This window comes from Sphingomonas sp. 320_CC (genome assembly GCF_059691795.1).
Genome location: NZ_JCAWAE010000001.1, coordinates 832,966 through 853,119, shown reverse-complemented (window position 1 = coordinate 853,119; position 20,154 = coordinate 832,966). Strand labels below are relative to the sequence as shown.

Sequence of the window (20,154 nt, the reverse complement as noted above, 5' to 3'; positions counted from 1 at the left end):
GGTTCGTTCCGTAAGCGCTGGAGGATCGAGCGCCCCGCCGGGGGACGGTGGGACATCTCGGATGGCGTCTGGGGTGCGCGCCCCGTCCGCCGGACTGTCTCGCGAGCACTGGGCCATCCGGCCACCCGGCGGGATGCTCGCCTGCCGTTTCGTCGGCCGCAGGAGAAACCGGAGAAGCCCTGCGTTCATCATCCCCGTCATGTCCGGTCTACATGGCGCGCTCTTACGCCGGAACGGCACCACGCCGTCCCGCGCGGGAGCGCTGCGGACGTTGCGGCAATGCTTCGGCTACGGTCGGATGCGTCGTCGACCATGGTCGTGCCCGCACCTGACGAAGGCGCTTCTGCAGCCTTCCGAGCCGCGCCCACAGACCCGAATGTGGAGCTTCGAGCTATACCATCCGCAAGGCTGGACGACCGAAGGTCCAGGCGTCCGCGCGTCGGCATTTGCGCCACCGCCTTGCCGGCCCGTGCGCGGGGCGGAGGCTCAGGCTCGACGCGCCTTCCTGGCGGAATCAACGAGGCAGCGAACCTGAGCGCCGGCAGCGCGACTGAAGCCCGACGCCTCGAACATGTCGCCCTCCTCGGGACTCATCGACGCACCTTCGACGCGATACAGCAGAGCGTAGCGCCGGAGGGCTTCCAACCGCGAATTGGCCAGGCTCTTGTCGGTGTCGTTGCCGAACAGCCGCTGCAACGCGCGGGCCACGCGTCCGGCCGGCCTCACCGTGCGGGGATGGTCGAAGGCGGACAACGCGACGACGGTCTCCTCGAGCCTGGACAGAGTAGCCGGCCGCTCCGGCGGAAGCCGTCGCCGCATGCGCCCCTCGGAGACGGCAGTCCCCATTCCCTGCAGGCTCGCGCGCGCCGCCGCGCCATACGACGGTTCCCGCTCGACCGAACGCAATCTGTTCATCGCTATCTCCATCTGACGAGAGCGCGGGTGGTCGGCCAGCTCCTGGCAATCCCATGCAGCTCAGTGTTTTGGAGTATGCCCAACCCGGTCGAAGCGGCAGACCCAAGATGCGGCAAACCACATGCACCGATCAACGACGGGACGGTCAACCAAGAAGACCTTCGATCCGTCGGAGCGCAGGACCGTCGACGCAGGGCGTTCTGACCCCCGTGACAGTCGAACGGACGTAAATCGGATCATCGCGCGCCGGCGGCCGTGCAGCGGCATCACCGGGCGGGCCGCTACGGACGAGCCGACTCCCGGCCGACGCCGGGGCGTCGACCGGACGGGCCGGACGTGGATCGAGAAGGACCATCGCCGTGATGAAGCCGTTCGCCTGCATGACGCCAGCGAGCCGGTCGTGCCGCCGTCGGCCGCGACCGAGCAAGCGGAGGTCTGTAGGCCGCCGATCAGTGGCGACGGATGCGGTCGACGCTCCAGGCGCCGCCGCCGGCCGCCGAAAGATACAGGAACGCGAAGCAGTAGTGGATCGCCGCCTCGCCACCGTTCAGCAGCGGAAAGAAGCCCTGCGGCGCATGCACGAGGAAGTAGGCGACCGCCATCTGACCGGAGAGAAGGAACGAGATCGGACGTGTGAAGATGCCCACCAGAACCGCGACGCCGCCGAAGAGCTCCAGCAGCCCCGCCAAGCCGCCCAGGCTCATGAGCGGCGCGATGCCGGGCGTCGCGCCTGCGGGAAATCCGAACAGCTTAACGATGCCGTGCGACATGAACAGGAAGGCGACGACCACCCTGAAAACCGACAGGAGGCGCGGCGCCCATGCCGAAGCCGCCGGGACGTCCGTATCCGATCGGTGACGGGCATTGATTGATCCTTCCACGGCGGCCCGGGACATTCCCTGGACCGCATTTCCAACTACGACAGGTGCGTTTCAGGACGCGCGATGCCCGCCGACGGGACGTCGGACGCTCCCCGCGGCAGTCTGGAATCACGCCGGTCCGGCCTAGGCGCCGGTCTGAACGGTGGCGGGTGGGAGCCGGAATGCGACGCCCAGCCGGTTGTAGGCGCTCATGAGCCCGATCGTGATCGTCAGGTCGACCAGCACCTTCTCGGACATGACGTCCAGCGCCGCCTCGTAGTCCTCGTCGGGAACGTGGGTCGTGGCGACGTTCGCCACCGACTCGGTCCATGCGAGAGCCGCGCGCTCCAAGTCGTCGAACAGGCCCTCCGCCTCGCGCCAGGTCGGCACGAGGACGAGCTTCTCGACTGCCATCCCACCCTTGAGCAGGTCGCGGGAATGCATGTCGATGCAATGCGCGCACCCGTTGATCTGCGACGTCCTCAAGAAGACGAGGTCGATCAGCTCCTTCGAGAGATCCGTGTGATGATGAAGGTAGGTGTGAACGCCGAACAGCGCCTGCATTCCGGCGGGGGCGACCTTGCGGCTGTCGATTCTCGTCTTCATGTCTAACCTCTCATGAAAGGATGGGCGCTCCCCCGGCGATGGACGCCAGGAGGACGTCCACCGGCCCCGCCGACGATCGACTTGGCCGGCAACACTACCATCGTCCGTACCGCGGCTACGCCAAGTGGCGACGCCCACCGGAGGCCCCGAAGGACCGGGCGAGCAGGTCATTCCTCCGTGAAGCGGCCGGAACGGAGGTCCAAACCCACCATTCCGTCCGCCACGGCATTCGCTCCAAGCATTCGGGTCGAACGGACCGCGGAGGGGGACGACGCGGGTTCGGGGGAACGTCGCGGCGATCCGTTCGACCACATGCCCGACGCCCGGTCATTCCACCGAGCGTCTGACGAGCGTCGTTCTGCGACTCTTCACCGTGAACCGGTAGACCCTAAAGTCGATCTTCCTGCTGTACCAAGTGGCCGACCGGACCTGCGCCTGGCCCCGCCCGGCCTTCGTGCCGCTCCGGCGCGGCTTCGGGAAGCGATACTCGGGCCGGCATAGGCGGGCGATCACCGGGTCCGCGCGGGACGATCACCGGCGCCCCACGCGCCCGAGCCACGCGGCCTGCGGGACGGGAGCGGAACTTCGCGACGGCACCCATCGCCTTTGACGGGTCGCCTAGTGGACCGTCTCGATCAAACGCTCCAGCGCCGCGCACGCCTTCTCCAGCTGGCCGGGTCTGAGGTTGGTGACGCCCAGCAGCAGGCCGGGGTCGGCCCTGTTGGGATCCGAGCTCCAGACCGACAACGGAACCGGTGCGATGCCCGACTCCAGCGCCCGCGCCGCGAGCGCGACGTCGTCGATCCCGACCGGAAGACGCTTCAACACCGTCAGCCCGGCGAACGCCTCCGCGCCGCCGCCATTTCCGAGACAGGTCTGCAAGGCGTCTCGGCGTTCACGATACAGCGTCTTCATGTGCCGCAGATGCCGCAGGTAGTGACCGTCGGCTATGAAGCTCGCGAGAGCCAGCTGGGTGGTCGCGTTCGGAGCGGGGCAGAGATAGCCGGCCACCTCGCCGAACCTGGCCGCCAGCGACATCGGTGCGACCACGAAACCCAGACCGAGGGCCGGACTGATCGTCTTGCCGAAACTCCCGATGTGTATGACCCGGCCGTAGGGGTCCGAACCAGCCAGGGCCGGCGCCGCGCGACCGGACAGCTGGAGCTCGCTCAGATAGTCGTCCTCCACGATCCAGGCGTCCTCGCGATGCGCCCATTCGAGCAGCGCGCGGCGGCGCCGCGGCGACAGCGCGACGCCGGTGGGTGCCTGCTGTCCAGCCGTGACGACCGCGATGGCCGCATCCGGCGCGAGCGCCACGCCGTCGGCCACGACGATACCCTCCCCATCCACCGGGACTGGCACGACCTTCATGCCGGCCAGCTCCAGGCCCGTGCGCGCCATCGGAAAGCCGGGATCCTCCATCCAGGCCGTCCGCCCGAACGCCTGGAGCGTGAGGACCGCCAGGCAGAGCCCGTTCTTGTAGCCGTTCGTGAGGATGATCTGGTCGGGAAGGCAGCGGATGCCGCGCGCGATGGCCAGGTAGCTGGCGATCTGGGCCCGCAGTTCGGGATGGCCGCGAGGATCGGCCGGCCCGACCGGCGCCATCGCGTCGTCGCGGACGGCCCGCGTGCGCATCCGCGACCAGAGCTTGTGCGGGAACGCGTCCTGCGCCGGTACGCCCATCTGGAACGGCAAGGGCTTGAGATAGAAACCGAGCTCGACGCCCAGCAACGGACGCGGGATGTCAACGGGAGTCGCGGCGGGGAGGCTGCACGGCATCTCCGCCACCCTGGTGCCGGCCGCGCCTGCGGGAACGACCAGCTCCTCGTCCACGAGACGCTCATATGCCGCCTTCACCGTGCCACGCGCCACGCCAAGCTGCGTCGCCATGTCGAGCCACGACGGCAACCGCGCGCCGGGCTCCAGCCGACCCTCGACGATCGCATCGCGAAGGTTGCTGGTGATCTGCTCGGTGATGGAGACGGAACGCGTGCGATCTATCGCGATCGACAACCGCGTGGCAGCTAGGAGCTTGGTCATGGGTCCCCCTTCCAGCCAGGGCTTCGACGGACGTGGCGGAGCCCCGTATGCATCCACGCCGGAGCCGTGTCGATTGCGCGGGCGTCTATCTTTAGATAGTTCGTAACGGATCGCGCCGCAGACTACACCTCAACCATGGCAAGCGCAGTTCCACGGTCGGGCTTCCGGGGCTTCGAGCATTCTCCCTGGGGAAGCCGATCGGGCGATCGCGGCGGAGACACAATGCCTGAAGCGTCGCGACCGATGGGCATGGGCTCGACCAGCGATTGCGTGGTTCTGATCGTCGAGGACGACGCGTCCATCCGCGACGCGCTGCGCCGCCTCTTCAGGAGGGAAGGCCTGCCGGTCCAGGTGTTCGAGTCCGCCGACGCCCTCCTGCAGGCCGAGCTTCCCGACCTGCCGAGCTGCCTCGTGCTGGACATCCGCCTCCCCGGGCGCAGCGGCCTCGACCTGCAGGGCGACCTCATAAGCGCGGGCGTCCAGATCCCCATCGTGTTCATAACCGGCCACGGCGACATCGTGATGTCCGTCCAGGCGATGAAGGCCGGCGCATCCGACTTCCTGACTAAGCCGTTCCTGGCCGGAGACATGCTGGGCGCGGTGGCTTCGGCGATCGGCAAGGACCGCGCGCGACGGGCCGAAGCGGCGGAGCTGAGCGTCCTGAGGTCCCGTCATGACGCCCTCAACGACCGTGAACGGGACGTGATGGCGCTCGCGACCAACGGAATGCTGAACAAGCAGATCGCGTGGCAGCTGGGGCTGACCGAGATGACGGTGAAGATGCACAGGGGGAGCGTGATGAGGAAGATGAACGCGGGCTCGATCGCGGAGCTGGTCAGGATGGCCGACCGCCTGAAAGGTCGGGAACCCGGCCCGCCGATCACGCGGGAGCGATAGCCCAACCTTCCCTTCCTGACGCCGCCAATGGGTCCAGGACGGGTCGGCGGCCATCGCCGGAGCAATGTACTGAAAGGCTGGAACGACCACGTGCCGCAACAAGGTGTCATATCAATCGTCGACGACGACGATTCCGTCCGCGGCGCGACCAGCAAGCTGCTGCGGATCGATGGCTACGACGTGCACGGTTTCCCATCCGCCGAGGAATTCCTGCGGTCCCCCGTGCTGGGGACGACCCGTTGCCTGATATCCGACGTCCGGATGCCGCGGGTCGGCGGGTTGGAGCTGCAGGCGCGGCTGTCCGCGCTGGGCTACCGCATCCCCATAATCTTCCTGACGGCGTTTCCCGAGGACAGGAGCCGCGAACGCGCGCTCGCGGCCGGCGCCCTCTGCTTCCTGAGCAAACCGTTCGACGCCGAGATACTCACGGGTTTCATCCGGCAGGCGATGGAACTGCCGCGCTGAGATCCGCGCCGCCGGCTTCGGGAAGCGTGAAGCGGAGGAAGGCCCCGCCCTCACCGTTGGCACCCGCCCAGATGCGGCCTCCATGCGCTTCGATGATCGATCGGCAGATCGACAGCCCCATGCCCAAACCCATTTCCTTCGTCGTGTAGAACGCCTCGAAGGCCTCCTCCTCCGCGTCCGGCGCAAGGCCGGGGCCGCTGTCCTTCACAGTGACGACGACGTCGCCGTCCGCTGCCTGCCCGGTCGTGATGAGAAGTTCGCGGGGTCCCCCGTGCTCGAGGCTCATGGCCTCCACGGCGTTCATGATCAGGTTCAGTATCACCTGCTGGAGCTGGACCTTGTCCCCACGCACCGCCGGCAGCGCGTCCGACAGCTCGAGGCGGACCGAGACGGAATTCCTGTCAGCCTCTCCCCGCATCAGCTCCATCACCTCCCTGATCGGATCGTTGATCTCCAACTCCTCCTCGGTCGACGGGGACTTCTTGATCAGCCCGCGTATCCTGGCGATGATGTTGCCGGCGCGAATGCCGTCCTTGACGATGCTCTCGAGCACCTCCCGTATCTCGACCATGTCGGGGGATCGGCTCTGGAGCTCGCGGAGCCCGGCCTGGGCGTTGGTCACCGTCGCCGTGATGGGCTGGTTCACCTCGTGCGCGATCGAGCCCGTGAGCTGTCCGAGGGTCGAGGTCCGGTTCGCATGCGCCAACTCGAGCTGCGCCTCGCGATACCGCCGCTCGTTCTCCCGTGCCTCGAACTCCGCCCGCTTGAGATCGGTCAGGTCGAGGATGTAGGCGACCCCCTGATCCGACTGGGTCTCGAAGACCGCGGCACCGATCAGGATCGGCACCCGAGTGCCATCCTTCCTGTAGTATTCCTTCTCGCGCGCCCTCATCGCCCCGGTCGTCTTCAGCTCCTCGGCCTCCTCCTCCAGATGCACGTTCTGCCATTCCGGCGGCGTCATGTCGAACCAGCGGAGCCCTGCCTCCAGATCGCTTCGATCGTATTGCAGCATGCTCAGGAACGCGTCGTTCGCATCGATGAGGTTTCCGTCAAGGTCCCAGATGACGATCCCGATCACGTCCGATTCGACGAGCCGCCGTATCTTGGACTCGCGCTCCTCGATGCCGTGGTACAGGCGGGCGTTCTCCAGCGAGATCGCCGCCTGCAGCGCGATGAGCTTGAGGACGGCCAACCTCTCGCTCGTGAACACGCGGGGTGCCAGATTGTTCTCGATGTACAGGAGCCCGATCAGCTGCGTGCGGTTGATCAGCGGCAGGCAGAGTAGCGACCGGACGTCGTTGCGGTCGAAATAGGGGTCGTCCGAGAACGTGTTCGGCGCCAGGGCGTCCTCCAGGATCACGCTTTCCCGAACCCGCGCCACGTAGCGCAGGACGGAATGCGGCACCGAAGCCTCGGGCGCGACCTCGTGACGCGAATGCACCACGAGACCGTCCGCGTCGATCAGCGCATGGGCCTCGATGCGGTGACCCCCGTCCTCCATCAGCAGCAGCACCGCCTTCTCGCCGCCGGCATGCTCCATGGCCGTGCGCATCAGGGTGTCGATGAGCCTGTCGAGCGCGGTCTCGCCGGAAATCTCCTGGGCCACCCTGATGACCGTCGCCAGGTCCAGACTCTCGACCAGGGAGGTCGAGTGGGTGCCCGGACCGGACGCCTGCGCCGGACCGCGCACGTTCTGCATGATCAGATCGAGCTGTTCCACCTTCCCCACGGCTCCCCACCGGAGATAGCCCTCCCTCGCCTCACGCAGATAGGCGCGCGCGATCGTCTCGAACCCCTCCTCCCGGTAGAAACGGGCGGCCAGCTCGTTCGCGAGCGCCTGATGATGGACGAAGCCATGTTCCCCCGCCGCCTGGATCGAGCGCTCGTAAAGCCTCATCGCTTCCGGGATCCGGCCCTCGATCCGGGCGATTTCCGCGCCGACCAGGGTCGAACGGTTCTCGAAGTTCACCTGGCAGTTGCGGGTCCACCCTTCCAGACGCTCGCGGTGCGCCCGCAACGCGTCCATGTGCACGGACCTCGCCACCTCGTCCGCGTCGCCGTGCAGCGCCGCCCGGGCCAGGGCGGCGAAGAAGTGGTATTCCGCGAGTTCCAGCGATGCGGTCGAGGTCCAGAGCAGCGGCTCGGCCCTGGCCGCCGCGTCCAGCGCCTCCGCGTGGTCGCCCGACAGGAAGCGCGACTGGAGCTTGCGCACCCAGTAGAAGCACCCGGCGACGGGCAGCGTCTCGATCCTCCGCTCGAACTCGACCTCGCTAAAGCCCCCGCCATCGAAGCGCCCCAGCGTCGGCAAGGTCCCCCGCAGCGTGCGCACGAGTTGGAGCTGAGGCGCCATGAGGTCGGCTACGAAGCTGAACTGGTGATCCCGCGCGTATTCCAGGCCGAACTCGACCTCCCGCTGGACCGCCTCAAGATCGTCGCCCGCCGCCAGCAGTATCGTGATGAGGTTGCAGCAGCTGAACCCGGCGAAGATGACGTCCCCGACCAGGTTGGCCTCGTTGAAGGCCCGCTGGAGCATCGGCCGCCCCTCCCGGACATGCCGGGCCCAGGGATTCACGTGCGCGCCGAAGAGCATGTAGGCGCGCACCCTGAAGCGCTCCAGACCCTGCCGCTGGACGAGTTCGAGGCCGAGCTGGCCGAACTCGAACCCCGACCGGTAATCACCGAGATATGGCCCCAGCACCATCCCGAGCCAGACGTAGGCGGCGCAGGATCCGTCATTCCCGCCGTGGTCGAGGCTCAGGATGCCCATCCGGCAGACGATGACGCACAGCAGGTTGTCGTTCGTCGCCACCGCCGCGGGAGCGAGCTGCAGCAGCACCTCCATCGTAGCCAACGCCGCCTCATCCTCCATCGGCGGGAGGCCGCCCAGCGACGCGATCGGGCGCGCGGCAAGCCTGCGGCGCAACTCGGCGTGCTCGTCCTCGACGTTCTGCCGCGTGGGGTGCGCGGACCAGTTGGTGCCGATCTGGCGAAGGAACTCGAGCCCCACGTCCACCGCCTCCCTGGGCTGGTTCAAGGTGACGAAGATCTCCCCGCGCAGGCGCACCACCGCCGACAGCTCCGTCAGGTCGGCGACCCTGTGGCGCAGCGCGGCCAACCGCTCGTCCGCCTGGACCGGGAGGCCGGTCAGGAATTCGCATTCCGCGACCTGCAGCTCTAGCGCGAAGGCTAGATCCCGCCGACGCTCCCAATCGCCATCGCCGAGCTTCGCGGCCCCCGCAGCGAAGTAGCTGAGAGCCGACGCATAGGCGGCCGACGCCTTCGCGCGCTTGCCCGCCACCAGATTGAGCTCCGCCAACTCCGCCCGCTCTTCCGGGGAATCGATCAGCGCCGCCGCGCGGTTGAGCTGGTTGACGACGTCCAGGATTGCCGGCTCACGCCCCCCCGCCGGGACATTCCGGGCGAGCAGCCTGCCTATCCGAAGGTGGGCCGCCACCCGAAGCGTGTCCGACAGCATCGAATACGCCGCCTCCTGCACGCGGTCGTGCGTGAAGCGGTAGCCGTGGGGCGTGCGCTGAACGAGTTCGAGGCGGCGCGCGGGGAACATCGTCGCGTCGACCTCGGCGGCGCCCGCCTCGAGGACGAGCGCCAGCGTCTCGACGTCGGCGGCGTTCCCCAGGCAGGACAGCTCCCTCAGCGCCGCCTGCGTGTCGCCGGGAAGCCTCGCGAGCTTGTCGACCATCAGGTCCACGACGTTGGCCGTGTATTGCTGCGCTTCGATGCGACCGACGTCCCAGGACCAGCGACCGAGCTCATGGCTGAACGTCAGCAGGTCGTTCTCCGCGAGCGACAGGAGGAACTCGACGACGAAGAAGGGGTTGCCCTCGGTCTTGTCATGGACGAGCTCGGCCAGCGTCGCGACCTCCTCCGTGCCGCTCTCCAGCGCGTCCGATATCATCTCGGCGACGTGATCGCGCGACATCGGCCCCAGGGCGACCTCGGTCACCCTCCCCCCGGCCGACTTGATCGCGCCCAGCTTGCGCCTGAGCAGGTGGCCCTCGCCGACCTCGTTGTCGCGATACGAGCCGATCAGCAGCAGGTTCGCGAGCTCGGAACGCGTCAGCATGTCCTCGAGCAGGTCCAGCGTGGCTACGTCGACCCACTGGAGATCGTCGAGGAACAGGATGAGCGGGTGTTCGGGCCGCGCGAACACGCCGACGACCCGCTGCAACAGCGACTGGAAGCGGACGCGGGCCTGCAGGGGAGGAAGCTCGGCGGGCAGAGACTGATCGCCGACGACGAGCCTCAGCTCGGGGATCAGATCGGTGATCAGCCTTCCATTCGGGCCCAGCACCTGCAGGAACACGTTGCGCCACTCGGCAAGCTCCGTCTCGGTCTTGCCGAGCAGCAGCCGGACGAGTCCCTGGAGCGCCTGAACCAGCGTGGCGTACGGGTCCTCGCGCTGGTTCTGGTCGAACTTCCCGGACGCGAACAACGCGTGCGGCCGGGACTGCGCCTTGCGCAGATCCTCGACCACGGCCGACTTGCCGATCCCGGAATATCCCGACACCAGCATCAGCTCCGGGCCCTCCGACGCGACCACGCGCGCCAAGCATGCCATCGCGATCCCGTGTTCGCGTTCGCGACCATACAGCCTCTCCGGGATCAGCAGGCGGTCCCGGCAGTCATATAGCCCGAGCTCGAACGGATCGATGCGGCCGGACGCCGCCCACGCCACCGAACAGCGGTCGAGGTCGCGCATTAGACCGGACGCCGTCTGGTAACGCTCCTCCGGCGTCTTCTCCAGCAGCTTCATGATGATCGCCGATACCACGTCAGGCACGGCGGCCAGCCGCTCGCACGGGGGAACGGGCCTCTTCGCGATGTGGGAGTGCACGAGCTCCATGGGGTCGGTCGCCGTGAACGGCAGCACGCCCGTGACCATCTCGTAGAATGTGACGCCCAGCGAGTAGAGGTCGCTGCGCGCGTCGACCGACCGGTTGGTCCTCCCCGACTGCTCCGGCGACATGTAGGCCAAGGTACCGCCTATCGTCTCCGGCGGGGCCGGCTCCTGCCGCTCGCGGACGAGACGGGAGGCGAGCCCGAAGCCGGTGAAGCGCACGCTTCCATCGACCGAACCGACCATGATGCTGCTCGGCTTCACGTCCCGATGGATCAGACCGCGCGCGTGCACGCCGCCCAAAGCGGCAGCCATCTTCGACGCCAGCGGGAGGAAGCAGACGATCTCCACCGGCCGGTCCACCCGCCCAACGAGGAGCTCGCCGCCCGGATCCTCGAGCACGAGCACCGTCGAGCCCCGCACCCGCTTCAGATCGATCGGCAGCAGGGCCCATGCGCCGTCCAGGACGCTCCGGAGATGGTATTCGTGTGTCAAGCGGTCGAGGGTCGCGCGCGCGGGGTTATCCGACACGGGAAACGCCAGCAGGACGCGGCGGTCCACGTCGCCCGCCGCGTCCTCATAGGTGCCGCGGCTCATGCCGATGTCCCCGCCCAATAGCTGGACGTCGCGCTGCACGCCCATCTCGAAGAGGCGCTTCATCGGAGCCCGCCGCGGACCGGGCCCGTCCTGCCCAGGGATCGACGCGCCGGAGCCGGCGACCCTGCCGGACGCTCCGTCTTCAGATCAGCGGTTCCCTCTCGCGGCGCGACGGGTTCCGCCGCGGCGACGCCAACGAAGCGGCCGAATCCATTGCGTGGGCAAAATCCCGCCGTCACGCAGGCGGTCGGCCTACCCGAGATCGGCAACGACCGCCGCCCACGTCCTGCAGCCCGGACCCGTCTCACACGACCGGGGACATCGCGTCGCATGTGATCTTACCCCCGTCGACCGACCCACCGCCGGCGTCCGTCGCGGGCGGCGAGCCAAGCCCGGATCCAGCCGCGCCGCCCGTACGCAATTTCCACCTATCCGAGGAACCGTCGCCTCCACACAGGTGCGAGATGTCGTAAACGCACTGTACCAAGATGCCCATCCGATCCCGTTCTTGGGTCATAGGGCCGTGGGCGCGAAAAGGGCTCGCCAACACACGCGGCGAGCCTGGCGCGTTCGAATACGTTGGTAACTAAAGATAGCAGCCCGGTTCATCGACACGCGACGCGCTGGAGGTCATAGTCGGACCATTCCAACCACGCGACCATACCACCAGGGTTTTGACATGCCGGCACTTCCGAATGCGAAGAAACACGACATCGTCATCGATCGGTCGCGCGCGATGCCCATCGCGGAGCAGATCACCACCAACCTCCGCGACGCCATCCACGCGGGCCGGCTCGAGGCAGGAGCGCGTCTTCCCTCATGGCTCGACATGGCGACCCAGCTCGGCGTCGCCCGCGGAACGGTGAAGACGGCCTATGAGCGGTTGATCGACGAGGAGCTCGTCGTGTCCTCCGGCGCGTCAGGGACACGCGTCGCGCAGCGGAAGATCGGATCGTCGCCCGAGCCGTTCCTGGATATCCCCGCACCGATGCAGGGCTTCACGAGAGGGTTCTACCTCAAGCCGCTCCCGTTTCAAATGGGCGTTCCGGCGCAGGACGCCTTCCCCGCCAAGCTGTGGTCGCGCATGCGCACCAAGTCCGTGCGCGAGGACGCCATGGCGCCGGTCGGCGAGACAGATCCGCGCGGTCATCCCGACCTGAGGACGCAGATCGCCAGCTATCTGGCCATCGCGCGCGGCATCCGCAGCCACCCGGACCAGATCATCCTCACCAGCGGCTACAAGAACGGCCTCAGCCTAGCGATCACCACGCTCCAGATCCAAGGCCGCTCGGCCTGGATGGAGGATCCGGGATTCCCGATGGCGCGCATCGCGCTGGGGTTGGCGGGAATGAAGGCCGTGAACGTTCCGGTCGACGAGGAGGGCATCCAGGTCGATCACGGCGTCCGCGTCGCGCCCGACGCCGCGATCGCTGTCGTGACCCCGGGGCAGCAGGCTCCGACTGGCGTCGCGCTCTCCGCGCAGCGCCGACACGCGCTGCTCGCGTGGGCGGTCCGTGAGGACGGTTGGATCATCGAGGACGACTATCTTAGCGAGCTGCAGCTGTCCGGGCGCGCGGTGCCCGCGATGGCCAGCACCGATCCGGACGGTCGCGTGATCCACATCGGCAGCTTCGGGAAGACCCTCAGTCCGGCGCTCGGCCTCGGCTTCCTGATCGCGCCGCCATCTCTCGCGCAACGCTTCGGGGAAGTGGCGGCCTTTCTGAACCCCGCCCCCAACACGACCACTCAGCTGGCGCTGGCCGCCTTCCTGTCCGAAGGACACTACCTGCGTCACCTCCGTCACATGAAAGTGCTCTACCGGGAGCGGCGCGACGCGCTCCAGCGATGCCTGGGTTCGGACTTCGGGGTCGACGCCTTCGCGGGTCTGGCCCTGCTGAAGCATTTTCCCGAGGGCACCGACGACGTCGAGCTCGCCGCCCGCGGCATCCCACTCGGCATCGCCCCCCTGCCGTTGTCGATCTGGAGCAGCACGCCGGAGCACTCGCCGGGATTCGTCCTGGGCGTGACCAATCTGGCCAAGAGCAACCTCGAGAAGGCCTGCGCGTCGCTCCGGAAGCTGCTGGCGGATGCGGAATGATCAGTTTGGGAGAAAACAGTTGAAGCTGCTGCACGTCGACGCCGGTCTGAGACAGGGCAAGTCGATCTCCAGGGATCTGGCGAGGCATTTCGTGGAACGGCTGCGTCGTGACGTCCACACCCTCTCCGTCGACCATCTCGATCTCGTCGCCGTGGCGCCGCCGCACATCACCGAGGCCTTCGCCACCGCCACCTACACGCCGGCGGCCGAGCGGACCGACGCGATGCGCAAAGCGCTCGCCCGCTCGGACGCGCTCTGCAAGACCCTGCTGGCGGCCGACGCGCTGCTGTTCGCGATGCCCATGCACAACTGGTCCATGCCGTCCGCGTTCAAGGCATACATCGACGCGATCGTGAGGGGCGGCATAACCTACGTGGTGACGCCGGACGGACAGTTCCAAGGGCAGCTGACGAACCGCAAGGTGCTGTTCCTGACCACGCGAGGCGTGGATCTCCGAGCCGGCTCGCCGCTCGCCGGCCTCGACGCGCTGACCCCCGCGCTCAAGGCGGCGTTCGGCTTCATCGGGGTCGAGGATCCCGTGTTCGTGGATGCCCAACCCGTGCAGTTCGCCTCCGACGAGGCGATCCGGGAAGCCCTCGCTCGCGCGCGCGATGAACTGGACGTCGTCGCCGATCAGTGGGCCAGCGCATGGGCCGCGGCGCCCGAACGGTCCAAGGCCGCCGCCTGATCGTCCCCGTCCCCTTCCCGCCATACCGGTAGATAGATGTGGAAGGTCGTCCCCTCGCCGACCGCGGATTCGACCTTTACGCCGCCACCCGAATCTCGGGCGAAGGCGAAGACCTGGCTGAGCCCCAGACCGGTGCCACGGCCAGCCACCTTGGTCGTGAAGAAGGGCTCGAATATCCTCGAGGCCACATCGGGAGGAATGCCGGACCCCGTGTCGGCGACGGACATCCGCACGTAGCCCCCCATGGCCAGGTCGACCGCCCTAGCGTCGTTAGCGACGAGATCGATCCGCTCCGTGGAGATGGTGAGCCGCCCACCCCCAGGCATGGCGTCCCTCGCGTTGACGCACAGGTTCAGGATGGCGTTCTCCAGCTGGCTCTCGTCGCCGCAGGCGCGCGCGGACCCCGAACCAGTGGAGGTCTCGACGATGACCCCGCCACCGAGCGTCCGGTCCAGCAGGTCCGTCAGGCCCCCGATCACGGCGTCCACGTCGACCGCCGAACACCGGACCTGCTCCTTGCGGGCGAAACCCAGCAACCTCGCAGTCAACGCCGTCGCACGGCGCACCCCCTCCTCGGAATTGTCCAGGCACCGTTCAACGGCCGGTTCGCACACGCCGATCCTTCGGCGCAGAACCTGCAGACACCCCGAGATGACCGCGAGCATGTTGTTGAAGTCGTGCGCGATCCCACCGGCCAGCTGGCCGATGGCGTCCATCTTCTGCGCCTGGACCAATGCATCCTCAAGGTCGCGCTGAGCCATCAGCGCCCGCGCCCGATCGAAAGCCGCCGACGCGACGAGCTCGAGCGCGTGCCAGCGTCGGAGCATGGCCCAGAGCGCGAGGGCCGTCAGGCTCGCCGCAAGCAGAACGGCGATCCCCACGGCGAACGCCTCGGACCGCCAGCCTGCCAGCACCTCGGCCTCGCTCCGGCCGATCTCCACCCGGATCGATGGCGCGAACGTAACTGTGGCCGCGACCAGGTGCCGAGACGGCGCTCCACCGCCACGGCCCGCCACCTCGTACATCCCGCCAACACCGTAACGGCCGCTCGGGACAAGGGCCGCTGTGGAGCCGCTGACGGGATCGCCCGGGCCTGCCGGAAAGACCGTTATGGTTCGGCCGTCAGCCTGTCGCAGCGCGATGAACTGGCCACGCGCCAGATGGAGGGATTCGTAGAAGCGCCTGAAGTAACTGAGCCGGACCGCCCCGATGACGATGCCCACGAACCGCCCCTTCGCATCGTTCAGACGCCTCACGAGATACACCGTAGGCTGCCTGGTGAACCGATCGACCAGCGCATCGCTGAGATAAGGGGCGTCGCCTCGCCTCGCAGCCACAGCCTTGAAGTATGGCCGGTCGGCGAGGTTCCAATACCGCACCGGCCACTCGCGGGAATAGTTCAGGATCGTTCCGTCGGTGGCCACGATCGTGACCGCGTCGAGCTGGGGAAGACCCGACAGCCGGGCCCGCAGGGTCTCGTGCATCGCTTCGGAGGTTCCGAGCCGCGACAGGCTACTGACGCTGAGCGCACCACCGGAGGAGAGCTGCGACGCCACTCCGTCCAGCACCAACCCCACGCTCTGGAACGAGCGCTCGGTCTCGCCCGCCAGCAGCAGATCCAACGTACGCAGCTCCGTCGCGGCATCGGACAGCCTGCCCTCGCGCCGGGCGAGGACGCCGAGCATCGCGATCAACGCCAGCAGACAGACGAAGGCCGTTCCGAGTCCGACGACGAGCCGCGCGTTCGGCTTCGGCCCGACCCCAGTGCGCCCATGCGCCCCAGAGCGCGAACCTGCGGGCGCGTTCACGGTCGTGCAGCCAGACCCGAGGAGATCGCGGCTGCGCCGCCGGACGCGCCCGCGGGCTTCATCGCGCAGGCGTGTCCGTGATGTGGGCCGCGGCTAGCGCGGTGGCCACGAACGTCACGCGGCGGCCTTGGAATTCGGCCACCTCCACGTCGTCCGCCGTCGGCAGCGCACCGACGTTGTTGGACACGGCGGACGCCCCGTAGGGCGTGCCGCTCTTGAACATCGCGGGGTCGGCATAGCCTAGCGGCACGATGATGAGCCCGAGATGCGCGAGCGGCGTGTAGAGCGAGATCAGCGTCGACTCGTTACCCCCGTGCTGCGTCGAGGACGTTCCGAACACGGAGCCGGCCTTGCCGTTCAGCTTGCCTTGGAACCAGATGCCGCCGAGGCTGTCGATGTAGGCCTTCAGCTCGGCGGCGACGGAGCCGAAACGCGTCGGCGTCCCGAAGATGATCGCGTCCGCCCACTCCGCATCGGCTTCCGATGGAGCGTCGTAACGGGCGTTCATCTCCTTCGCCTGCTGGGACCAGCCCGGCGCGAGCGCCATGGTCTCCGCGCTGACGAACTCCCGCGCGCGACGCATGCGGACTTCCGCTCCTGCGGCGCGCGCACCCTCGGCAACGGCAAGGGCCAACGCTTCGGTGACGCCAGAGCGGGAGTAGAAGGCGATCAATACCTTGGTGGCGTCCATCTTGGTTCCTTGCTTCAAAATTGATGAAGGCGGGATCGGCTTCACCGGGGAAAGTCAGCCTGAGCGTGACAGCGCGTCTATCGTCGGCCCATCGGCGAGGTCGCCGAACCAGATCGTCAACATGGATCGAACGACCGGCTCTCCGGTCGCCTCCGCGAAGAGCGTGAGGCTCGCATGCAGCCTTCGGACGTCGGCTTCGCCGAAGAGGACGATGGGCGAGATGTCGGCCAACCAGCCCAACGTCTCGAGGCATTCGCGATAACGGCCTCCGAGGGTCGGAAACTCGAGGATGGCCCGCGCCTCGTCTAGGGAGCCGACTCCGAAGTCGGAACTGCGCGCCTCAACATAGACGCCGGTCAACCGGGGGAAGATGAAGTCCATGTGCGGCGTGCACATCACGCCGTGGCGCAGCATCGCCAGCGCCTCGTCGTAGACGGGCGCCTGGGCCGTCACGAAGCGATGCAGCCGATACTCGTCGTCGATCATCGTCATCGGCTGTTCATCCGTCCACGACGTCGGAGTATTCGGGATGATTGGCGTAGAACGCGTTCATAAACGGGCATCGGATCAACGCGCGCCGCGCACTGCGCCGGATAAGCTCGAACGTCCCCGCCGCGAGCTTGGTCGCGATGCCATGCCCGGCATATTCGGATGGCACCTCGGTGTGGATTAGCGCGACCCGCCCCCCCTCGTCCCGGTAGTAGGCGGCGGCGATCGCGTCGGGAGATATCTTGAGCTCGAAGCGATGCATCCCGACGTTTTCCGTCACCGTCGTGTCCATGAGCATCGTTCCCTGCTGCCGGCGCGATCGCCACGACCTGACTAGGGGGCGTGCTCGCACTGCTCCAGAACCGAGAACCGAGGATGACGCTATACCAAGACCGCCGCCAGCCCGGCGGCCGAGCGCCGCGCCGGACGGACCGCGACCCCACGCCGGGTTCACGGCAGAGCTGGGTGCCTGGCGGATGCCGTCGCGCACCGCGCCCGCCCGCAATTGCCCCCCGTCGGCGAACTCTCTTCGCTGACGAGCCCGCTTCAGCCGACCACTATCATCCAGTCTGCCGGCACAGCGCCCGCCGGGCCCGGAGTCGGCTGTGACAAGGGGTGGCTGTGCGGCGACGCCAGCTCCCGTCCTTCGACCTCCCGGCCCAATGCGTAGTCCCAGAACCAGTCCTCACCGGGCTCGAACGACTGCATGACGCGGTGCCCGGTTTCCTCAAAGTGGGCCGTCGCGTGGCGGTTCGGGGAGGAGTCGCAACAGCCGACGTGGCCGCATTGCGCGCATCGGCGCAGGTGGAACCACCAGCCCCCGGTAGCGAGGCACTCGACGCAGCCGTCACCGGAAGGCGCGACCGTGGGATCTATGCCGTTCATCATGTCGTGGAATCCTTCTCGTTGGGGATGAGCATCAGCGAAGTGCCGCAGGCTTGGACGCGATCAAGTCTCCGCCCCGGCAACGGTGTGCCAGACCGCGCCGTCCAGCGGCACCTCGGACGCGATCCCCTCGAGGATGTCCGGGAAGGCCGCTGCAGAGACGGCGCGCGACATGACGTAGTGATCATCGAACACGATCGACGGAACGGACCTGACGCCTTTGGCTCTCCAACCGGCCAACTCCGCCCGGACGTCGCCCGCGAACCGTCCGACTCCAGCAGCGCCCGCGCCGCGGACCTGTCGAGCCCAGCCGCGCCCGCCGCCTTCGCCAGGACGGCGTGGTCGCCAAGGTCGAGGTTCGCGCCGCAATTCGCCCGATGGAGCTCCTCGGCGAGCTGCAGCTGCCGCCGTTGCGGACGAGCCCAGCGGAGGAGTCGATGCGCGTCGAACGTATTGGCTGTCCGCAGCGATCGCCATGTCGACGCCGGCCTCAGCTGCACGTTCGCGCAGGACGGCGCGCCGCCGGTCGAACGCCGCGGGATCCATGCCGTGCATCCACGCCGAATACTCCATCAGGTTCTGACCGCCTGCAGGCATCCACGGGTTCAGTTCGTAGGGACGGAGCACGATCTCGGCGTCGATCAGGCCGAAACTCAGCACGAGCGCGCGCCTGAGCTCAGCGAGACCGATCGCGCTCCGGGGGCACGACACGTCGGCAATCACATCGATGTTCACGGGTCTGGTCATCCCGACATCTCCGACCACGCGATGTTCATGGCGCATCCGGCCGGAAGGACTTCCCTTCGACCACCGGCGGCGAGAACCGCGACCCACGCTCCAGGGTGCGGTGCACCGGGCAGCGATCGGCGGCGCCGAGCATCGCGGCGCACTGCGCCTCGTCAATCTCGCCATCGATCACGATCCGCCTGCTGAACAGGTCCGATCGCTCGGCATCACCGTCCTTCCGGTGCGACACCGAAGTGCTGATGCGGTCGATCGGAAGGCCGTTGGCCATCGCGTGCAGCCTCAGGGTCATCGTAGTGCAGGCGGCGAGCGCCGCCGAAAGCAGGTTGAAGGGGGTCGGGCCGGAGCCGAGGCCGCCGACGGACTCCGGCTCGTCGGCGATGAAGTTCGCCTGTCCGGCGCGCATCGCCAGCTGGAACTTGCCCAGCCCCGTCTCCTCGGCCTCGGCGTCGTATCCCTCGCTGGCGATCGGAGCCGCCGCCGGCAGATACCGCGACGCCCATGTTCCGATGACGTCGGCTGCGAAGTCCGCGTCGCGGGGATCCGACAGGAGATGGTCGGCACCGTCCAGCGACACGAAACTCTTCGGATGCCTCGCCGCGACGTATATGCTGGTCACGTTCTCGATCCCGACGATCTGATCGACCGACGAGTGCAGGATCAGGAGTGGCCGCCGGAGACTGGCGATCGCCGCCGCCTGACCGCCCGTCCGCAACCCCTCGATCAACCCCCGCCCCACGACGAACGAGCGCCCGCCCAGCGTGACGCGCGCGCTCCCCTCCTCCTCGATTCGGGCAAGGTCGTCCTCGCCGAACAGTCCGATCGCATGGGCCGTGTCGAACGGAGCGGCTATAGTCGCGCACGCCCGCGCTTGCGGTAGCCGGCCGGCCGCAGCCAGGATGGCGGCACCTCCCAGGCTGTGGCCAAGAAGGAGCGAGGGGGCGATCCCAGCCGCGCCCATCGCGTCGCTCGCGGCCACCAAGTCGTCGACGTTCGACGCGAACGTCGCGTCGCCGAAGCTGCCGCCGCTGGCCCCTAGCCCCGTGAAGTCGAAGCGGAGCACGCCGATGCCAACTCCGGCCAAGCGACGCGATATCCGCACCGCCGCTTTGTTGTCCTTGCCGCAGGTGAAGCAGTGCGCGAACAGAGCCCACGCTCTGGCCGGGCCGGCAGGCATCTCCAGCTTGCCCGCCAACCGGTCGCCGGCGTGGTTCACGAAATCGAATTGGGTGGTCGGCACGGCCGTCTCCTAGCGTTCAGGCGGCTCTCGGATCGTCGCCGGGTAACGGTGTGGACTCGCTCTCGCCAAGCACGCCTAAACAAAGCCGCAGCCTCTTCCACGAACAACGCATCGCTCGGGTCCCATTGCTGCTTATGGTCCACAAAACCTTATATGCGCGAAGCGGAGACGGCATCAGTTCCGAGACCTGACAATCTTGGTATACCAATGCCCGAATGCGACGGGGTCCGCGGCGAGGGAGAAGAATCACGCCTCAGCAAGGGCAACCCGGAT

16 protein-coding genes are annotated in these 20,154 nt (G+C 67.7%); 4 read left to right on the top strand and 12 right to left on the bottom strand.

All coding sequences use genetic code 11. The annotated features are described in order from the left end of the window. Positions 1-486: 486 nt before the first annotated feature. The 4 genes from AC59GX_RS03865 to pdxR (AC59GX_RS03850) all read right to left on the bottom strand — a co-directional run bounded on the left by AC59GX_RS03865 (position 487) and on the right by pdxR (AC59GX_RS03850) (position 4,421). The gene (locus tag AC59GX_RS03865) at positions 487-915 is read right to left on the bottom strand and encodes a hypothetical protein (protein ID WP_497300891.1); all 429 of its coding nucleotides are present in this window, start codon (positions 913-915) and stop codon (positions 487-489) included. Positions 916-1,364: 449 nt separating this feature from the next. Next, entirely contained in the window at positions 1,365-1,811 is a 447-nt protein-coding gene (locus AC59GX_RS03860) for a DoxX family protein (protein ID WP_497300890.1), read from the bottom strand. A gap of 108 nt (positions 1,812-1,919) precedes the next feature. Continuing rightward, positions 1,920-2,381, bottom strand: a complete 462-nt coding sequence (locus tag AC59GX_RS03855) for a carboxymuconolactone decarboxylase family protein (protein WP_497300888.1) — start codon at positions 2,379-2,381, stop codon at positions 1,920-1,922. 618 nt (positions 2,382-2,999) lie between these two features. Further along, positions 3,000-4,421, bottom strand: a complete 1,422-nt coding sequence (gene pdxR / locus AC59GX_RS03850) for a MocR-like pyridoxine biosynthesis transcription factor PdxR (protein WP_497300886.1) — start codon at positions 4,419-4,421, stop codon at positions 3,000-3,002. 222 nt (positions 4,422-4,643) lie between these two features. Between pdxR (AC59GX_RS03850) and AC59GX_RS03845 the strand changes: the two genes are divergently transcribed. Together AC59GX_RS03845 and AC59GX_RS03840 are read left to right on the top strand one after the other, a co-directional pair. Then, positions 4,644-5,318 (top strand): response regulator transcription factor, encoded by a 675-nt coding sequence (locus AC59GX_RS03845; RefSeq protein ID WP_497300885.1) that lies wholly within the window; start codon positions 4,644-4,646, stop codon positions 5,316-5,318. Between the two features lie 27 nt (positions 5,319-5,345). Further along, entirely contained in the window at positions 5,346-5,783 is a 438-nt protein-coding gene (locus tag AC59GX_RS03840) for a response regulator transcription factor (protein ID WP_497300883.1), read from the top strand. Here the strand turns inward: AC59GX_RS03840 and AC59GX_RS03835 are convergent. Next, the gene (locus AC59GX_RS03835; RefSeq protein ID WP_497300881.1) at positions 5,752-11,301 is read right to left on the bottom strand and encodes a trifunctional serine/threonine-protein kinase/ATP-binding protein/sensor histidine kinase; all 5,550 of its coding nucleotides are present in this window, start codon (positions 11,299-11,301) and stop codon (positions 5,752-5,754) included. The genes AC59GX_RS03840 and AC59GX_RS03835 overlap by 32 nt on opposite strands. A 616-nt stretch (positions 11,302-11,917) precedes the next feature. On the opposite strand from AC59GX_RS03835, the gene pdxR (AC59GX_RS03830) reads away from it, so the two are divergent. Both pdxR (AC59GX_RS03830) and AC59GX_RS03825 read left to right on the top strand, forming a co-directional pair. Further along, entirely contained in the window at positions 11,918-13,336 is a 1,419-nt protein-coding gene (gene pdxR, locus AC59GX_RS03830; RefSeq protein WP_497300880.1) for a MocR-like pyridoxine biosynthesis transcription factor PdxR, read from the top strand. Between the two features lie 19 nt (positions 13,337-13,355). Beyond that, positions 13,356-14,024 (top strand): FMN-dependent NADH-azoreductase, encoded by a 669-nt coding sequence (locus tag AC59GX_RS03825; RefSeq protein ID WP_497300878.1) that lies wholly within the window; start codon positions 13,356-13,358, stop codon positions 14,022-14,024. Here AC59GX_RS03825 and AC59GX_RS03820 read toward each other — a convergent pair. From AC59GX_RS03820 to AC59GX_RS03790, 7 genes are all read right to left on the bottom strand, one after another. Further along, positions 13,970-15,832, bottom strand: coding sequence for an ATP-binding protein (locus AC59GX_RS03820; RefSeq protein WP_497300876.1), 1,863 nt, complete (start codon positions 15,830-15,832; stop codon positions 13,970-13,972). The genes AC59GX_RS03825 and AC59GX_RS03820 overlap by 55 nt on opposite strands. A gap of 58 nt (positions 15,833-15,890) precedes the next feature. Further along, positions 15,891-16,523 (bottom strand): NAD(P)H:quinone oxidoreductase, encoded by a 633-nt coding sequence (gene wrbA, locus AC59GX_RS03815; RefSeq protein ID WP_497300874.1) that lies wholly within the window; start codon positions 16,521-16,523, stop codon positions 15,891-15,893. A 54-nt stretch (positions 16,524-16,577) separates the two neighbouring features. After that, on the bottom strand, positions 16,578-17,015 hold the full coding sequence (locus tag AC59GX_RS03810) for a DUF1810 family protein (protein ID WP_497300872.1): 438 nt from the start codon (positions 17,013-17,015) through the stop codon (positions 16,578-16,580). 7 nt (positions 17,016-17,022) lie between these two features. Then, on the bottom strand, positions 17,023-17,304 hold the full coding sequence (locus AC59GX_RS03805) for a GNAT family N-acetyltransferase (RefSeq protein ID WP_497300870.1): 282 nt from the start codon (positions 17,302-17,304) through the stop codon (positions 17,023-17,025). Positions 17,305-17,558: 254 nt separating this feature from the next. Next, positions 17,559-17,900, bottom strand: coding sequence for a UBP-type zinc finger domain-containing protein (locus AC59GX_RS03800; protein ID WP_497300868.1), 342 nt, complete (start codon positions 17,898-17,900; stop codon positions 17,559-17,561). After that, the gene (locus tag AC59GX_RS03795) at positions 17,897-18,397 is read right to left on the bottom strand and encodes a DsbA family protein (protein WP_497300866.1); all 501 of its coding nucleotides are present in this window, start codon (positions 18,395-18,397) and stop codon (positions 17,897-17,899) included. The genes AC59GX_RS03800 and AC59GX_RS03795 overlap by 4 nt, the downstream gene beginning before the upstream one ends. Positions 18,398-18,669: 272 nt before the next feature. Then, complete coding sequence (locus AC59GX_RS03790; protein WP_497300864.1) at positions 18,670-19,881, bottom strand: bifunctional alpha/beta hydrolase/OsmC family protein; 1,212 nt, start codon at positions 19,879-19,881, stop codon at positions 18,670-18,672. Positions 19,882-20,154: the final 273 nt, after the last annotated feature.

Bases quoted from the DNA above. Each gene is read 5' to 3' on its own strand.
- pdxR (WP_497300880.1), top strand. From the start codon at position 11,918: ATGCCGGCACTTCCGAATGCGAAGAAACACGACATCGTCATCGATCGG.
- AC59GX_RS03840 (WP_497300883.1), top strand. From the start codon at position 5,346: ATGGGTCCAGGACGGGTCGGCGGCCATCGCCGGAGCAATGTACTGAAA.
- AC59GX_RS03855 (WP_497300888.1), bottom strand. From the start codon at position 2,381: ATGAAGACGAGAATCGACAGCCGCAAGGTCGCCCCCGCCGGAATGCAG.
- AC59GX_RS03845 (WP_497300885.1), top strand. From the start codon at position 4,644: ATGCCTGAAGCGTCGCGACCGATGGGCATGGGCTCGACCAGCGATTGC.
- AC59GX_RS03805 (WP_497300870.1), bottom strand. From the start codon at position 17,304: ATGGACACGACGGTGACGGAAAACGTCGGGATGCATCGCTTCGAGCTC.
- AC59GX_RS03865 (WP_497300891.1), bottom strand. From the start codon at position 915: ATGAACAGATTGCGTTCGGTCGAGCGGGAACCGTCGTATGGCGCGGCG.
- wrbA (WP_497300874.1), bottom strand. From the start codon at position 16,523: ATGGACGCCACCAAGGTATTGATCGCCTTCTACTCCCGCTCTGGCGTC.
- AC59GX_RS03835 (WP_497300881.1), bottom strand. From the start codon at position 11,301: ATGAAGCGCCTCTTCGAGATGGGCGTGCAGCGCGACGTCCAGCTATTG.
- AC59GX_RS03860 (WP_497300890.1), bottom strand. From the start codon at position 1,811: ATGTCCCGGGCCGCCGTGGAAGGATCAATCAATGCCCGTCACCGATCG.
- AC59GX_RS03800 (WP_497300868.1), bottom strand. From the start codon at position 17,900: ATGATGAACGGCATAGATCCCACGGTCGCGCCTTCCGGTGACGGCTGC.
- AC59GX_RS03810 (WP_497300872.1), bottom strand. From the start codon at position 17,015: ATGACGATGATCGACGACGAGTATCGGCTGCATCGCTTCGTGACGGCC.
- pdxR (WP_497300886.1), bottom strand. From the start codon at position 4,421: ATGACCAAGCTCCTAGCTGCCACGCGGTTGTCGATCGCGATAGATCGC.